The 16,308-nt window shown below is 33.0% G+C and carries 21 protein-coding genes; 9 read left to right on the forward strand and 12 right to left on the reverse strand.

Annotated features, from left to right (window positions below; all coding sequences use genetic code 11):
• Positions 1–12: 12 nt before the first annotated feature.
• Positions 13–510, reverse strand: a complete 498-nt coding sequence (locus AC1Q7L_RS02545) for a hypothetical protein (protein WP_492305566.1) — start codon at positions 508–510, stop codon at positions 13–15.
• Positions 511–769: 259 nt separating this feature from the next.
• Between AC1Q7L_RS02545 and AC1Q7L_RS02550 the strand changes: the two genes are divergently transcribed.
• Positions 770–1,729, forward strand: a complete 960-nt coding sequence (locus AC1Q7L_RS02550) for a hypothetical protein (protein WP_492305565.1) — start codon at positions 770–772, stop codon at positions 1,727–1,729.
• A 93-nt stretch (positions 1,730–1,822) separates the two neighbouring features.
• Here AC1Q7L_RS02550 and AC1Q7L_RS02555 read toward each other — a convergent pair whose 3' ends face one another.
• The 10 genes from AC1Q7L_RS02555 to AC1Q7L_RS02600 all read right to left on the reverse strand — a co-directional run bounded on the left by AC1Q7L_RS02555 (position 1,823) and on the right by AC1Q7L_RS02600 (position 7,489).
• Positions 1,823–2,383: a DUF4256 domain-containing protein gene (locus AC1Q7L_RS02555; RefSeq protein ID WP_492305564.1), complete on the reverse strand. Its 561-nt coding sequence runs from the start codon at positions 2,381–2,383 to the stop codon at positions 1,823–1,825.
• A gap of 49 nt (positions 2,384–2,432) precedes the next feature.
• Entirely contained in the window at positions 2,433–2,822 is a 390-nt protein-coding gene (locus AC1Q7L_RS02560; protein ID WP_492305563.1) for a DoxX family protein, read from the reverse strand.
• A gap of 19 nt (positions 2,823–2,841) precedes the next feature.
• Positions 2,842–3,420 carry a YdeI/OmpD-associated family protein gene (locus AC1Q7L_RS02565; protein ID WP_492305562.1) on the reverse strand — a complete coding sequence of 193 codons (579 nt, stop codon included), beginning with the start codon at positions 3,418–3,420 and terminating at the stop codon, positions 2,842–2,844.
• A 67-nt stretch (positions 3,421–3,487) separates the two neighbouring features.
• Entirely contained in the window at positions 3,488–3,955 is a 468-nt protein-coding gene (locus AC1Q7L_RS02570) for an SRPBCC family protein (RefSeq protein WP_492305561.1), read from the reverse strand.
• Positions 3,956–3,960: 5 nt separating this feature from the next.
• Positions 3,961–4,284 carry an ArsR/SmtB family transcription factor gene (locus tag AC1Q7L_RS02575; RefSeq protein ID WP_492305560.1) on the reverse strand — a complete coding sequence of 108 codons (324 nt, stop codon included), beginning with the start codon at positions 4,282–4,284 and terminating at the stop codon, positions 3,961–3,963.
• Between the two features lie 434 nt (positions 4,285–4,718).
• Complete coding sequence (locus AC1Q7L_RS02580; RefSeq protein ID WP_492305559.1) at positions 4,719–5,522, reverse strand: helix-turn-helix domain-containing protein; 804 nt, start codon at positions 5,520–5,522, stop codon at positions 4,719–4,721.
• 19 nt (positions 5,523–5,541) lie between these two features.
• Positions 5,542–5,943: a GlcG/HbpS family heme-binding protein gene (locus AC1Q7L_RS02585; RefSeq protein ID WP_492305558.1), complete on the reverse strand. Its 402-nt coding sequence runs from the start codon at positions 5,941–5,943 to the stop codon at positions 5,542–5,544.
• 67 nt (positions 5,944–6,010) lie between these two features.
• The gene (locus AC1Q7L_RS02590) at positions 6,011–6,802 is read right to left on the reverse strand and encodes an SDR family oxidoreductase (RefSeq protein ID WP_492305557.1); all 792 of its coding nucleotides are present in this window, start codon (positions 6,800–6,802) and stop codon (positions 6,011–6,013) included.
• Between the two features lie 263 nt (positions 6,803–7,065).
• Entirely contained in the window at positions 7,066–7,221 is a 156-nt protein-coding gene (locus tag AC1Q7L_RS02595) for a DUF2911 domain-containing protein (protein WP_492305556.1), read from the reverse strand.
• A complete protein-coding gene (locus AC1Q7L_RS02600; RefSeq protein ID WP_492305555.1) occupies positions 7,211–7,489 on the reverse strand; it encodes a hypothetical protein in 279 nt (92 codons plus the stop codon). Before AC1Q7L_RS02600 ends, AC1Q7L_RS02595 begins: the two co-directional genes overlap by 11 nt.
• A 270-nt stretch (positions 7,490–7,759) precedes the next feature.
• On the opposite strand from AC1Q7L_RS02600, the gene AC1Q7L_RS02605 reads away from it, so the two are divergent.
• The gene (locus AC1Q7L_RS02605) at positions 7,760–9,349 is read left to right on the forward strand and encodes a T9SS type A sorting domain-containing protein (RefSeq protein WP_492305554.1); all 1,590 of its coding nucleotides are present in this window, start codon (positions 7,760–7,762) and stop codon (positions 9,347–9,349) included.
• A gap of 289 nt (positions 9,350–9,638) precedes the next feature.
• Here AC1Q7L_RS02605 and AC1Q7L_RS02610 read toward each other — a convergent pair whose 3' ends face one another.
• The gene (locus AC1Q7L_RS02610) at positions 9,639–10,532 is read right to left on the reverse strand and encodes a helix-turn-helix domain-containing protein (RefSeq protein ID WP_492305553.1); all 894 of its coding nucleotides are present in this window, start codon (positions 10,530–10,532) and stop codon (positions 9,639–9,641) included.
• A 197-nt stretch (positions 10,533–10,729) separates the two neighbouring features.
• On the opposite strand from AC1Q7L_RS02610, the gene AC1Q7L_RS02615 reads away from it, so the two are divergent.
• The 7 genes from AC1Q7L_RS02615 (at position 10,730) to AC1Q7L_RS02645 (ending at position 16,293) form a co-directional block, all read left to right on the forward strand.
• Positions 10,730–11,581, forward strand: coding sequence for an aldo/keto reductase (locus AC1Q7L_RS02615; protein WP_492305552.1), 852 nt, complete (start codon positions 10,730–10,732; stop codon positions 11,579–11,581).
• A gap of 15 nt (positions 11,582–11,596) precedes the next feature.
• Positions 11,597–12,694 (forward strand): alpha/beta hydrolase, encoded by a 1,098-nt coding sequence (locus tag AC1Q7L_RS02620; protein ID WP_492305551.1) that lies wholly within the window; start codon positions 11,597–11,599, stop codon positions 12,692–12,694.
• Positions 12,695–12,708: 14 nt separating this feature from the next.
• Positions 12,709–13,446 carry a carboxymuconolactone decarboxylase family protein gene (locus tag AC1Q7L_RS02625; RefSeq protein ID WP_492305550.1) on the forward strand — a complete coding sequence of 246 codons (738 nt, stop codon included), beginning with the start codon at positions 12,709–12,711 and terminating at the stop codon, positions 13,444–13,446.
• Positions 13,447–13,462: 16 nt separating this feature from the next.
• Positions 13,463–14,524: an alpha/beta hydrolase gene (locus tag AC1Q7L_RS02630; RefSeq protein WP_492305549.1), complete on the forward strand. Its 1,062-nt coding sequence runs from the start codon at positions 13,463–13,465 to the stop codon at positions 14,522–14,524.
• Positions 14,521–14,982 (forward strand): cupin domain-containing protein, encoded by a 462-nt coding sequence (locus AC1Q7L_RS02635; RefSeq protein WP_492305548.1) that lies wholly within the window; start codon positions 14,521–14,523, stop codon positions 14,980–14,982. The genes AC1Q7L_RS02630 and AC1Q7L_RS02635 overlap by 4 nt, the downstream gene beginning before the upstream one ends.
• 91 nt (positions 14,983–15,073) lie before the next feature.
• On the forward strand, positions 15,074–15,754 hold the full coding sequence (locus tag AC1Q7L_RS02640) for an XRE family transcriptional regulator (protein ID WP_410690593.1): 681 nt from the start codon (positions 15,074–15,076) through the stop codon (positions 15,752–15,754).
• Positions 15,755–15,801: 47 nt separating this feature from the next.
• Entirely contained in the window at positions 15,802–16,293 is a 492-nt protein-coding gene (locus tag AC1Q7L_RS02645; RefSeq protein ID WP_492305547.1) for a hypothetical protein, read from the forward strand.
• The last annotated feature ends 15 nt before the right edge of the window (positions 16,294–16,308 follow it).

The following is a 16,308-nucleotide window of genomic DNA, read 5'->3' on the forward strand; positions in this document are numbered from 1 at the left end:
ATAATTGATGTTTTATTTTAATACTTTTGAAACCAATTTGCAATCAACTAATTTATAACCTGTTCCCTCATATTTTATCTTGTTTTCATGAACGAATTTAGTGCCTGTCTGAGAATCTCTTTCACCAACACCTTCAATTATTGCGTCTTTTTTCTGTAGAAAATAAATGTCGTTTGTGTTTCCTGATTTTCCTTCTGCGGCAAATTCATAAGTCAACTTCAGCGTATCACCAGATTTTATTCCGGATAGAGTTCCCGTTGAACTGTCTTTTTCACTGTTTTTATAAGATAATTTTCCCGTAATGGTTCCTAAATTATCATCAATAGTAGCAAAAACACTGTCTTTTCCAACAACTCCTAAATAACAGAATGATTTTGGCCCCAGCGTATCAACCACAGGTTCAGTTGTTGCCACTGTATCCACATCTGTTTTTGGAGTTATAGTTTCCGTTTTTTTATTACAGTTCATCAAAAAAAATGATACCGAACTTAATAAGATTAATTTTTTCATACCTTTTTTATTATGTTAAATCAAATTTCGTGCTGCTAAAATAATAATACTATTTTTAATATAATTAAATATAAATTAAAAATAATATTTAGTTTTAAATGTATTTATGATTTTAATTTAAGCAATAATGATAAAATTATGAATGATTTTCCTAATCGCTGAGAATCGCTTAAAAAAAATATTTCCGAATAAATATTCGTACACCAAAAAATAATTTGAGGCATGATTAATGTTTCCATACTATTAAAAATTCATTGTTATGAAAAGTTTGCTTAAAATTATTTTTGTTGTTGTATTTACTTTTGGACTTAATCAATTAAAAGCAGAAACTCCACAAAATTATATTTACACTTCCTCAGGAGATCTTCAGAAAATTGAACAGCTCATCACCCGAAAAGATATTGGAGGAGTTCAAATCGTTTATAATTGGAAATCTTTAGAAACGGCGAAAGATGTTTATGATTTTTCTAGGATTGAAAAAGATCTTAATTATTTAACCAAATTGAATAGAAAATTATTTATTCAACTTCAAGACAGATTTTTTGAACCGGAAGCGAGATATGTGCCGGATTATATTTTAAATGAAAAAGAATATAAAGGAGGCTTGGTTCAGCAATTTGATAATCCCGGAGAAAATAAACCGATTGGAAACGGTTGGGTTACTCAACAATGGAATTCTGCAGTTCAGCAAAGATTTCAAAAATTGATAGGAGAGTTGGCTAGAAAATTTGATGGAAAAATCCAAGGAATCAATTTGCCGGAAACTGCGATTGACATTGATATGAAAAGAGATAAAACAGGTTTCAGTTGTGATAAATATTTTCAGGCTGAGCTTGATAATTTAAAATTTGCAAGAAGTGTTTTCAAAAAATCATACGTTTTACAATATGTAAATTTTTTTCCGTGTGAATGGGAAAACGATCATAAATATATGTCCAGATTATTTGAATTTGCGAAAGAAAATAATGTAGGTTTGGGCGGACCAGACATTGTTCCGAATAAAAATGCACAGATGAAAAATTCATATCCATTCTTCAATAAATATAAAGGAAATTTGCCTTTGGTAGCAATGGCTGTGCAGGAACCGACTTTAACCTATAAAAATCCAAAGACTAAAAAACCTTTTACAAAAGAAGAGTTTGTAGAGTATGCCGAAACTTATTTAGGAGTTAACATAATATTTTGGAGTGTAGAATCTCCATGGTTGAAAAATTCCTAATTGATTTTAAACCATTAAGATTTATTTTATTGTAATTATAAAACTTAATATTCTTAATTACTTAATTGAATCTTAATGGTTTAATTTTTTTTATTATACTATCAAACAACCACGAAAACCTCTTGCAGCATAATAAGAATCTGCGCCGTTATGGTACGTGAAAACCGTATTGTAACGGCGATCACAGAAAATCGCGCCACCCAATTCTCTAATATTCGCAGGAGTTTTAATCCAGCTTGAAGTTTTTAAGTCAAATTTTCCGAGCTGTTGAAGTTGGCGATATTGCTCTTCTGATAATAGTTCAATACCCATTTCTGAGGCTTTATCGATCACATTACTTTCAGGTTTATTGGCTTTTCTTGATTCCCAAGCCTGATAATCGTAGCAAAGACTTCTGCGTTTTGGACTTTCTGCGGAACAATCAAAGAAGATATATTCATCATTTTTTTTGTCATAATCAACAACATCTGGTTCGCCTTCAGTTTCTTCCATTTCGTTCAAAGACCAGAGTTTATCAGGATTTTCTTCCAGTTTTGACTGAATTTTATCCCAATCAAGACCTTTATGACGATTCATATTCTTTTCAAATCGGTTTCTTAAAGTTTTAAGTAAAGCTCGTGCCTGTTCTGAGGGTAGTTTTTTATTGTTTTTCATACGATGATATTTGTGTTAGAAATTAAAGTTTAAATGTATTCAAAAATAATTAAATAAATTTTCTGTCTGATGGTCGGAAATACCAAGAAATACAAGTAATAATAAGAAGCAATAATGGCGGAAAAGTCCTTCCAATAGGATCTCCGACAAGAATATGAGAAACCAAAGCTCCGGACATAGCGAAGAAAAATCCGGCATACGCCCATTCTTTTAATAATGGATATTTCGGGATTAATGCAATAATAACTCCCAATATTTTCCAGATTCCGATGATGGACATCAAGTAAATTGGGTAACCTAGTTTTGTGAAATTTTCTACTTCATCCTTATTTTTCATCAGTTGAACAATGGCTGTTGAAACCATTCCCAAAGACATCCAAAGAGTGAAAACCCAGTAGATAATCTTGTTCCTTTTTTGTGATTTATTTTGTGTTTCCATTTTTATAATTATTTAGTAATTAATCATTTATACCTTTTCCGATAAGGATATCAGGAATACATTTTTTAATCCTTGACTCGCGGGTTTTCGTTTGTTTTGCAGATGAAAAGTAGAGTAGATAAGCTCTTTGTCTTCCAGGAGTTAATGCTTCAAAAGCTTCTTTTAAGGCTGAATTTTCCACTAATTTTTTTTGAAATTCTTCAACCATTTCAAACTGTTTGGTTTCTTTCATTTCTACTTTTATGCCTGATTTTTCTACTTCAAGAGCTTCAAACATATAGTTTTTAATGATTTTCTCTAAATCAACAATTTCTTTTAATTCCGTAAATCGAATTTGTCTTACAGCCTGCACATTTTCAGATTGTTGGATTAAAATATTGTCTGAATCATTCATCAAAGCACCTTTGAAAAATAGGAGTGCGCAATATTCTTTAAATCCGTGGATCAAAAAAATATTTTTACCATGATAGGTATAACACGGACATCCCCATTTTAGATCTTCCTCAAGGCCTGTGTCCAGAGCAATTGTTCTTAATTTTTCAAATTCTTTCTGCCATTGTTTGGCATTATCAAAGAAGAAATCAACTTTAGGATTCATAATTTATGAGTGATAAGTAATTGGTAATGAGTAATATTTGTCAATCATTAATTTTAATGGCTAGCTTTTAAGCTTCCTTAGAAAAAATTTCCTGCAGGCGATTATGAGCCATATTTAATCCTTGTGCAAATGGAAGCTTAAGGATTTGATCTCTGTAATCGACTGATTTGTAAATAGTTTTAATTACTATTTTGCTTGTATTTTCCGTTAATTTTTCAAATTCTAAAAATTCTAGCTGAACGGGAAAAGGAGTGTTTTCCATTTGGAAAGTTCTTGTAATCTTTTGATTTTGAACAAATTCGTGAATTGTTCCATTGGCACGGAAAACGACATCGCCTTGAGGATTTGATGTTTCAAACTGATATCCGCCATGTTGTTGATTTTCAAGCTTTAAAACTTTTGTTCCCATCCATTGTTCAACCAATTCGGCTTCTGTATAAGCTTTGAATAATAATTCTAAAGGTAAATCAAACTTCCTTGTAATAAGGATTTCCTGTTTGTTGTCTTCGGCTTGAATTTTCGTTTTTAGTTCCATATTTTCTATTTTTTCTGTTGATAGGCTTTCATTACGCTTTCTAACTTATTGAATTTTTCATCCCACATTTGACGGAAAGGTTCAATAAAATTGGCAATTTCTTTCATTTTATTTGGATTAAGATGATAGATCATTTCGCGGCCATTTTGTTCCTGTGTTAATAATTCACATTCTGTAAGGATCTGCAAATGTTTTGAAACAGTAGGTCTGGCTGTATCAAAATTTGAAGCAATAGCACCGGCAGTCATAGATTGCGTGGCAACCAACATAAGAATTGATCTTCTTGTAGGATCGGCTATGGCCTGAAAAACATCTCGTCTTAAATTCATTATGTAGTTATTTGACTACAAATATATGTGGAGTTATTTGACTACGCAAATTTATTTTTATAAAATGCTGATTTTTAATGATTAATGGAGCGGAATTAAAATAGTACTCAAATAAAGCACTTAATTTAAGTCAGGTATTATGCTATCTAAGTGCATTAATAGTGGGTAAATGGCTGAAAATCATCTAAAGATAATTTTGCCGTTTTCTGGTTGGAATATAGTAGGTGTACTCTTCTTTTTCGGAAAAATATAAAAGTCCTATAATTAATATTATGTTAAATTGAATATATCGACAGTTTTTATTCAACTATAAATTGTATCTATAATATATTGATTAGCTTATTTTTTACACTTGAAGTTTCTAAAGATCATTCACAGTCTTTTAGAAATATCGGCTTTTGTTTTTCTTTGTAATGTTGTATGAAATCCCTATTTTAAATTTGTGATGTGGTTAAACCAAATTTTTCTTTGAACGATGCATAAAAATGAGATAGATTTTCAAAACCTAAATCCAAATAAAATTCGGCGGGCTTTTGTTTTTTGTGCTTGATTAAATAATGTGCTTCTTCCAAACGTTTTGCAAGTAACCATTGTTTTGGCGTAGCATTAAATGTTTTGGTAAAATCACGTTTAAATCCTGAAAGACTCCTCCCAGTAAGCTTTGCGAAAGATGATACCGAAATATTGAACATATAATTTTGGTTCATAAACTCTTCCAAATCTATTTTGTAAGGTTCGGAAAAATCGAACAAAATTTGTTTAAAATCAGGGTTGCTTTGGAGTAATAATTCTATCGCTTCCCTGATTTTTAAATCTGCCAAACGTGAAGTTGCTTCTTTGGTCTTATTGATGTAAGGAACTAATGAACTGAAATAATTTTGCAAAAAATCATCGGGTTCAAAAAACAATTTTTGCTTGCCAGCATATTTTTTATCAATAACGATTTTGTTTTCTAAAGCATATTGTTGCAAGGTTTCCTTGTCCAACGTGATCGACAAAAACTGGTATTTTCCTGATTTTGCGGGATATTTAATTGTTCTTATTAATTGGTTTTTACGAACTAATACGATGGTATTTTCAGGAATTACAGTATTTCCATTTGCGTGAAAAGCGTGTGTTTCACCCGATAGTTGAAATCCTAAAAAATGCTCGGGAATAAATTCTTCATTTCCTCTGTGCTTTTCAAAAACACAGGAATAGACCAACTTATCGAAAATGATTTCACGCTTTGCTTCCATACTACAAATATCTTAAAATTTAATTGAGTAAAACCGCTCCTGCACTCGTAATTTCCTTATCTTGTTCTGGTGAACCGCCCGAAGATGCAATAGCTCCGATGATTTTGCCTTCTTTGTTTTTAATAACAACTCCACCAGCAATGGTCAATAATCCGTCGTTTGAATTCAACATTCCGTAGCCGTGAATGTCTGCTTCAGAAACAATTGTTCCCATTACGTCGCTATCTACGCCAAACATTACTGCAGTTCTGGCTTTTTTTAAGGCGAATTCTATCACGCCAAAGACGCTGTCTAATCTTGCAAATGCAACCAAATGTCCGCCTGTATCTACCACAGCAATACTAACGGGAATATTTAAAGTTTTGGCTTTTTCAATTGAAGCATTCAATGCTTTTGCTGCTTCGTTATAGTTTATGTTCATCCTTTTTAAATTTAATTAATGATAAAAAAGAAAGCACAGTTTTTTGAACCGTACTTTCTGAATTTTTTTAGCTTTTTGCCGTCCAGGCATCTGCTTGTAATTGTTTTACAAAATCTTCGGTTTCTTTTGGATGTACATTTCTGAAATTTGAATTTTCATTCAAAGCCACATCAACAATACATTCTGCCATTGATTGTGGGTCTAATTGATTTGCCAAAGCTTCAGCAGTACCGTCGAATGCCGATGAAGGTGTGAAATTGGTTTCAGGATTGTACCAACGGTTGATGGTATCAACTCCCCGATCGTTAAAACCAGTTCCAAAAATGCCCGGATTACAAGTTGCAATTTTGATATTGAAAGGTGCTAATTCTGTTTTCAGACCTTCCGCAATTGAACCCATTGCGTGTTTAGATGCACAATAAGCGGCAACATAAGGAACCGTCCATAATTCGCCCATAGAAGTTGTGAAAACAATTTTTCCTGGTCTTTTTTCGTCAATAAATTTTTTGATAAAACCTTGAGCCAACTGCAATCCGCCAAAGACATTTACATCAAACATCGAACGGATTAAATCTAAAGGCTGCTCCGCAATTGGACCGCCTTCCATTATTCCTGCGTTGCTGATTAAAATATCGATGTCGTATTTTTGAGTGATATAAGCAATGTCTGTTGTGTTCGTTACATCCAATTTATCGACGGTCAATTCTACTCCTTGTTCTTTGGCTTCTCTTATCAAGTCGCTCATTTGTGGATAAACTTGTGCCGTAGCAATTACTTTGTGTCCTTTTTTAGCTAAATCAAAAGCAGCAATTTTTCCAAATCCACTTGCAGCTCCTGTAATTAAAATTCTTTTGCTCATATTTTCTATATTTAAAAGTTATAGAGCAAAATTGAACGAATTAGCGATGAAATTAGTTTGTGAGAGGCTCAAGTTTGTATTGGTGGGAAGCTCAATAAAAACTTAGAGCTACCCTATCATTTTTGTTTTATAGTAGAAGTTTTAATGCATATAACTTCAACATTCGTCAAAATAATTCAAATAGATCTCTCTCTCTAATTAAGAGCTTGTATCTAAACAAAAAAAATCCCGAATTAACGGGATTTTAATTTTTTGTATTTAAATTATTTTATCTCTACAGGAACTGAGATTTTATCCCAATCCATTGTGAATCCATTATTATTTACTTTATAAACTAAAGTTTCCTGTTTTGCTGGTAAAGCTTTTGTTTTTACATTAACACGTAAAGCATCTTTAGCTTGTTCGTATTTATACAGCACCTTGTTCTGTCCCTAATAGATTCTGACCACCATCACCTCTGGTTAAAGACAAATAGCCCGTTTCTACATTTTGATCGTTGATTAACAAGGAGAGCAGTCCTGTATTTTCATCATCTGGATGAGCTGCGAGGTATAAAACTTTAGGTAGGTGTTTTAGGGTTTTGAGTTCGCGGTAAATTTCAGATGATTTTGAAGGTCGAACCTGTTGGGCCGAACAAAAAACCGTATAAAAGCCAAGAATAAATGCAGTGCTTACTTTTTTGAACATTTGAATTTGCTTTGCGGGGCAAATATAAGTAAATCATCTTTCTTTCAACCTTAAAAGGAAAAAACAACACTTTTTGCTGACGATTTATAAATCTGTTTTTATGGCTCATGATTTATCATCAACTTAAATAAGGATACAACTTTATAATTTAGGATTAATTTAGTTTTAAAAAAAATCTTATTAATTCTAGTTATTAGCTCAAATCTATTTCGATTATTATAGTATATTAATCAAAATTATAATATTTATATTTGCTCAAAATTAATAATTATGAAGAAATATGGAGCATTTTTATTATTTGCTTTTATCTTATTTACACAGAGTATTTCAGCACAAACAGTTCCTATTGAATGGCAAAAGAACTATGGTGGAAGCTACGATGATTCTGGTACCGCTATAGATAATACTCCTGATGGAGGTTATATATTGTTGGGAACAACGAGATCTTCCGATCGCGATGTAACGGGGCTACATGGAAGTCTTTATGATGTTTGGGTAGTTAAAACCAACAGTGTAGGAAATATACAATGGAAAAAATGTTTCGGTGGTACAGGAACAGATGTGGCAAGATTAGTAAAATCAACAAGTGATGGAGGTTACATTTTTGTAGCAGATACTAACTCTAATAATGGAGATCTTACTGGTCATTATGGAAATTTAAATGTTAAAGATGCTTGGATTGTAAAGCTTGATGCTTCCGGTAATCTTCAATGGCAACATCATTTTGGTGGGACTTCAGAAGATTACGTTTCCTCTGTTGTTGAAACTCCGCAAGGATTTTTAATGGTAGGTTATTCTTATTCATCCAATGAAAATATACCCGCAAATAAAGGTGGAACTGATGCTTTTGCTGCATTTTATGACAAACAGGGAAATCTTCAGTGGGTAAAAAATTATGGTGGTGCGCGTTATGATTATGCTTCTTCTGTAGTGGCTGATAATAACGGGTTTGTTATCGCTGGAAACTCCGCATCCGTAGATGGGGATCTTTTAAATGCTAATTATCACTTAAATGGTAGTGGGGTTTTTTATTCTGATTATTGGGTATTTAAAATTGATTTTTCAGGAAATATGATGTGGAGCAAATATTATGGGGGGCCCGCGGAAGATTTTGCAACCTCTCTTGTAAAAACCACGGATGGAGGATACATTGTCGCTGGTAATGTACAAGCGTATGGAGGAGATATTACACAAAACAATGGAAATACTGATTTTTGGGTTGTTAAATTAGACGCTAATGGGAATATGCAATGGCAAAAGACCTATGGTGGCAGTGGTTCTGATGTACCTGAAGAGATTAGACAGACCTCGGATGGTGGATATATATTGACAGGTATTACCTATGGTAATGGGATAGATGTGACGGGTTACCATATTGGAATCCCGGGTGATATGTGGGTTTTAAAAATTAATAACAGTGGTGTCCGAGAATGGCAAAGAGCTTTAGGAGGTTCTAAAATAGACAGGGGAATGGGAATCGTTGAAGCTACTGATGGAGGCTTTATGGCTTTTGGTACTACGGCTTCTCGTAATGGGGATGGAGATGTGGTTGGCAATCCTTACGAAGTTGCTGATTTATGGTTAGTAAAACTAAATGCAGGTATTTTAGATGTTTCTGAAATTTCTACAACAGTAAAAGATCAAATAAATATTTATCCTAATCCAGCTACTGAACATTTTTTTGTTGACAGTAAAAGTTCAGTGACCCAAGTGAGTCTTTATACTGCTTCAGGAAAATTAATTTCAGAATATTTATCTCCGGATAAACCTATTGATACAAAAAGTTTTATACCTGGAGTGTATTTTGTTCACATTAAAACAAAAGAGGGCATTACTATAAAAAAACTTATAAAAAAATAAATAATTGTTTTTCAATTATTATATACCGTAAAGTAACTTAACTTCTTATGATTAAAACTAATAAACCTCTCATTTTTGAGAGGTTTATTTTATTATTACTTTGATATTAAATTTTACTTATATCTAAATAAAGCGCAGTAATTTTACAATTACGTAATATATAATCTATTTTAATGTAAATATATTAATAGTTAAATAAAGGGAAGTAGAAAAAATCGAGATGACTTCATTATCTTAAGTTGTAAATTATCATTTCCTTTTTGTCGGTACAAGAAAGAATATTTTTTTATTAATTCAAGCTTCTAAAAGCATTCGGTGTCATTCCTGTTTTCTGCTTAAATAATCTTGTGAAATGCTGAGGATATTTAAAACCTAACTCATACGCAATTTCACTAATTGATTTATTAAGATCAAACATTTCCTGTTTCGCAATATCGATAAGCTTTAACTGAATATATTCCTGAGCAGATTTTCCTGTTTCTTTTTTGATAAGATCTCCAAAATAATTGGCTGATAATCTAAGTTCTTCTGCACAGTAATTTACATTTGGCAGACCTAATTCTAAAGGTTTATCAGAACTAAAATAGTTTGTCAATAGACCTTCAAATCTCTCTACAATACCGTGATTTACAAAATCCCGTGTCATAAATTGTCGGTCATAAAATCTTGTGCAATAATCAAGAAACATTTCAATATTTGATACAATTAAATGCTTACTGTGCTTGTCTATAGAATGTTTTAGCTCATATTCAATCTTTTCCAGACAATCCATGATGATTTTTCGTTCCTGTTCAGATAAATGTAAAGCTTCATTTACGGCATAGGAAAAAAAGCTGTACTCTCCTATTCTTCCGCCTAATGATGTTCCGTGTATTAAGTCGGGATGAAAAACCAATGCAATGCCTTGTGGCTGGTAATACTCGTCCTTATTTTCACCAATAACCTGTCTCGGAGCCAGAAATATTAAAGTTCCTTCTTCATAATCATAATAATTAAGTCCATATCGGAGGTCACCACATTTTATCTGTTTTAAGAAAATGGTATAAAATTCATATCGTAACCGTCTAAATTGTCTTGGATGGGCATGTTGGAGGTCAACGACACTTACCAATGGATGCAGCGTTTCAACATTATTGAAATCATTATACTCTTTTATACGCTTGAAATTTACAATATCATCCATTCTTATATATTTTGATTGACAGGACAAATTTATTGAATAATCTACGAGTAAACCTATATCTCTCAGGTCAATCAGTGATTTTGGTAAGCAATCGGTAATTGGGTTAATAGATTGAGTGTTTATAATCCTGAATTTTGTAAAAATAAATGATAATGAACCAATTAACAGATAATACATACTTAAATAATTAATTAAAAATGGAAAAAATCACATTAAACAACGGCGTAGAAATGCCCATATTAGGTTTCGGAGTTTTTCAGGTAGCAGATCCTTTAGAATGTGAAAAAGCAGTTTCAGAAGCTATTGAAACAGGATATCGCTTAATAGATACCGCAGCCTCTTATTTAAATGAAAAAGCGGTAGGAAATGCCATCAAAAATAGCAATGTTCCGAGAGAAGAACTGTTTATCACGACCAAGCTATGGATTGAAGATACCGGTTATGAAAAAACAAAAGCCGGCTTCCAAAAATCATTGGATTTATTGCAGTTAGATTATTTGGATCTATACCTAATTCACCAACCTTATGGTGATATATTCGGTTCATGGAGAGCCATGCAGGAATTGTATCATGAAGGAAAAGTTAGAGCAATTGGTGTTTCAAATTTTCATCCGGACAGGATGATAGACTTGATTGTAAATAGTGGCTTTACCCCTGCTATCAATCAGATAGAAACGCATCCTTTTCATCAACAAACAGAAAATCAGAAATTTCTTCAGGAAAACAATGTCCAAATTGAATCTTGGGGACCTTTTGCAGAAGGAAAAAATGATATTTTCAAGAATGAAATTTTAGTGAAAATTGCAATTCAATATAACAAATCGGTTGCCCAGATCATTCTTCGTTGGTTAACGCAACGAGAGATAATTGTGATTCCTAAATCCGTTCGTAAAGAAAGAATGGCGGAGAATTTTGACATATTTGATTTTGAGCTTTCTGCTGAAGATATGGAAATCATCAAAACATTAGATACAAATGCCAGTTTATTTTTTGATCATAGAGACCCAAATATGGTAAAATGGTTGAGCGAACGAAAAATAACCAGATAAAAATTTAATATGAATATGTATTTCAATAAAATTTTAACAATTTCAGCATTCTTTGCAATTTCGTTGCTATCGTTAAATGCACAAACTTTAAAAAAGCAGAATCCTTTAATTATAGAATCCCAAGGAAGTTTTGCCATTGGCGGAACGGTTGTTACAACACCCGGAACCTTTGATCCAATAAAGCAAGGCGCTTATAATCCGGCAGGAACAGACCCAACAGGACAGACATTGCACGGTGATCATGCGGCAGTTTATTATCAAATTCCTGCAAAGGCAAAGAAATATCCTATTGTATTCTGGCATGGTCATGGCGAAAGCTCAAGATGTTGGCAAACTACACCGGATGGCAGAGAAGGTTTTCAGAATATTTTCTTACGAAAAAATTATCCTGTGTATTTAATAGATCAGCCAAGACGTGGAAATGCAGGACGATCTACTCTATCAGCCACAATAAATGCCGTTCCTGATGAACAGTTATGGTTTGGTATTTTCCGTATCGGTGTGTATCCTGATTATTATCCTAATGTTCAGTTTTCGAAAGATCCAAAAGCGTTGGAACAATTTTATCGTCAAATGGTTCCAAATACAGCCAATTATGATGCTAAATTAAATATCAATGCTGTTGACGCTTTATTTGATAAGATTGGTAAAAGTATTTTGGTTACTCATTCTCAAAGTGGTGGCCCTGGATGGCTTAGTGTTTTGAAGAATTCAAATATCAAAGCAGTTATTTCTTACGAACCGGGTGGCGATTTTGTTTTTCCTGAAGGTGAAGCTCCAACATCTATCGTATTATCTGGACGAACCATTACTCCACCCACTATTCCGATGGAAGATTTTATGAAGCTTACCAAAATCCCGATTGTGATTTATTATGGAGATAATATCCCAAATACACCAAGTACCAATCCCGGCCAAGAACAATGGAGAGTATTTCTTGAAGTTGCAAAAAAATGGGCTGAAACTGTAAATAAACACGGTGGCGATGCTACAGTAGTACATCTTCCGACCATTGGAATTAAAGGCAATACTCACTTCCCTTTTTCAGATCTAAATAATATTGAAATTGCAGATCTTACCTCAAAATGGCTGAAAGATAAAGGATTGGATTAAATAAAAATCAAACTATGAAATATGTATCAATTTTCGCTTTTATGGCAATGGTAATCTGTTCGTCATTATTTGGTCAATCATTAAAAACAGAATCAATGGTAAAAAATAATCAAAGTTTAAGTGTAAAAGAAAAAAGCATCATTAAAATTTCTTCTTTCACAGCAAAGGGTGATTTAAAACAATTAAAAAATGAATTGAATACTGGTCTTGAAGCTGGTTTGAGTATTAATGAAACGAAAGAAATTCTCATTCATTTATATGCTTATTGCGGGTTTCCTCGCTGTATTCGTGGATTGCAAACTTTTATGGAAGTATTGGATGAAAGAAAATCAAAAGGAATACATGATATTGTTGGAAATAATGCGCTACCAATTAATCAAGAAGAAAGCAAATATGAACGTGGTAAAAAGATATTAGAACAGCTTACAAAAACACCAGAATCTGAAACACTTACAGGCTATTCGGCATTTGCTCCGACCATAGATGTTTTCCTTAAAGAACATTTATTTGCCGATATTTTTGAAAGAAATGTTTTGACTTATGCTCAAAGAGAATTGGTAACGATTTCCGTACTCAGTACAATTGGTGGTGCTGAACCGATGCTACAATCCCATTTAAATATTTGTTTGAATATAGGGTTAACTCCCGAACAGTTAAATGAATTTGTAAACACTCTTCAATTAACTAAAAAAGAGACTGAAACGTTGAAAAATGTATTAAAAGAAGTCCTAAATAGCCGAAAATCTCAATAATTTTTAATAATAGAAAATGAAAAAAATAACTTATTTATTCATCAGTATACTATCATTAACATCAATCAAAAATACCTCCAATGCACAAATTCCCATGGAAAATAAGAAGCAAACAGAATTTCCAAATACGAAGATTTATCCGTTAAGAGATACTGAAAACGGAGTGAAAGTTCAAAAAGTATCTTATCCGAACAGAATTCAGATCAATGTAGTTGCCAATGTTTTTTATCCGCCAAATTACGATATCAATAAAAAATATCCTGCCATTGTTGTCGGCCCTCCGTTTGGTGGTGTAAAGGAACAAACTGCCGGTTTACATGCTCAGAAATTAGCAGAATTAGGCTATGTAACGTTGGCTTTTGATCCTGCATTTCTTGGTGAAAGCGGCGGTTATCCCCGCTATATTGAAGTTCCTGAAATAAAAGTTGAAGACTTTAGTGCTGCCATAGACTTTTTGAGCAATCACTCCTTGGTCGATAAAAAGCGTATTGGTGTTTTGGGGATTTGCGGAAGTGGCGGATATTCTGTAGCTGCTACGGCAATTGATCATAGAATTAAAGCTCTAGCAACCGTGAGTATGTATGATATGGGACGTGCAAGACGTGAAGGCATTAACAATTCAACTTCCTATGATCAGAGAATGAAAATTCTGGATGAAATCGGCGAACAGCGCACCAAAGAATTTGCAGGAGCAGAAAGAAAAGATATTCGTGCATTGCCTGAAAAAGTAGATGCCAATACTCCAAAATTTGCCTTGGATTTCCTTGATTACTATGATACTCCAAGAGGAAATCATCCCAATTCTACAGCCTATTATTCGTTTACAAGTTTGGCTCCGATGATGAATTTTTTCTCTTTTTCTAATATTGAAACCATATCTCCGCGTCCTCTTTTATTCATTGCAGGAGAAAAAGCAGTCTCAAAATATTTCAGTGAAGATGCTTATCAAAAAGCAAAAGAACCGAAAGAATTATTTATAGTTCCGGGAGCAACGCATGTTGATTTGTATGACAGACCGGAATATCTTAAAACTTCAATTAAAAAATTAGATGATTTCTTTAAACAATATTTAAAATGAAAAATACTCTAGTAATAAGCGGTGTAATTATGACATTAATGGCTTCCGGTTGCAAGGAAACATCAGATAAAAGAGAATTGATTTTCCCAAAAGGTGAAAAAATAAGCAATACTAATTTCGCAGGAACAGCTTGGTTAAATACTTTAGTTGAAGGAGACAGCAGTAACCAAAATTCTGTTGGCAGTGTGACTTTTGAAGCCGGAGCAAGAACAAAATGGCATTCTCATCCTGCAGGACAGATTATTTTGGCATTAAAAGGAGAAGGATATTATCAGGAAAAAGGAAAATCAAAAATCATTATTAAAAAAGGAGATGTCATTACATGCAAACTCAATATTCCTCATTGGCATGGGGCAAGTTCAGATTCAGAATTTGTTCAAATTGCTATAACGGGAAGAGAAAAAGGGCCAACTTTATGGCTGGAAGAAGTAAGAAACGAGGAATATAATGCAAAATAGACCTATTTTTCAATATTTAGGAGAAGGTTTTACTCTAAAATTGATGTTCTCCTTTAAACAATTTGTATTTTCGCGGATCTAATTTTTAATAATGTCAATTTTTTCAGATAACATCAGGCTTTTGCGAGGTAAATTAGGAATCACCCAACGCGAATTGTCTGAGCAAATTACCATAACCACTTCACGATATATTTCCTACGAAAACGCCAGATCAAAACCTCCTGTCGATGTATTGATCAGGATTTCAAGATTATTTCATGTCAGCATCGATCTTTTACTTTCTGTAGATTTGATAAAATATCCTTTAGACGATATGCTGAAACTTCCAGATAACAGGATTGTATTGCCTGTTGTGGTAGATCAGAATGGAAATGAAAGTATTGAAATTATTCCGCAAAAAGCTTCTATGGGCTATTTGAGAGGTTATAGTGATCCTGAATATATTGAAAGTCTGGAAACTATTTCTTTACCTTTTCTGAAGAACGGAAAATTCAGAGCTTTCCCTGCCAGTGGAGATTCTATGCCGCCGTTTAAGGATGGTTCATTTATTATTGGGAAATATATGGAAGGAATTAATGATCTAAAATCAGGAACTTCTTATATTTTTGTGACTTCAAATGACGGAATTACCTACAAACGATTAAAGGCAAAAAATTCAGGTTCTATCACGGTTTCTTCTGATAATACATTTTATGAGCCTTATGAAATTCCTTTTGAAGAAATTTTGGAGGTCTGGAAATATGCATCCGGGATTTTTCCGGAAGAGTTTTAATGTAAAATAAAAATATTATATTTATTTCCGAAAAAAAATGATAGGTTATGCCGACTGATGCGTCTCACAAGCTGATTCCGATGACAACTTTTGTTATTGAATATTATTCTAATGAAGGTTATGCTGATCTTCAGACATTACGCTTGATGAATAATTATGCTAATTTCTTAAAACAGTCTTTAACTCTTGGAATGTTTGTTCCGGTAGATCCACAAGGAAATGTACTAAAGGAACCCAAAAACTATGCAATATGGAAAACGCTGGAGCATAACGACGGAAAAAAAAGCGATGCTGTTGGCTTTGAAGAACATAGAATATATCAATCCGCAGAACGAAACCGTCTTTTTGAAGGATTTGAATTGGTATACAACGGATATTCTGTTGTTCGGATTATTAAATCAAATAATAATTCCGTTGAATTGTCTTTTAGCAAGAATGATTTAAAATGTTCAACATTTAAAGATATTGAGGCATTTTCTGTTTTAGATGAAATATCTTTAACGCCTAAAGCTTTAAAAACCATCGGAATAAAAAAATAAATTTTTGAAGAAAGG

Source organism: Chryseobacterium sp. GW823-FHT05E08 (assembly GCF_058795655.1).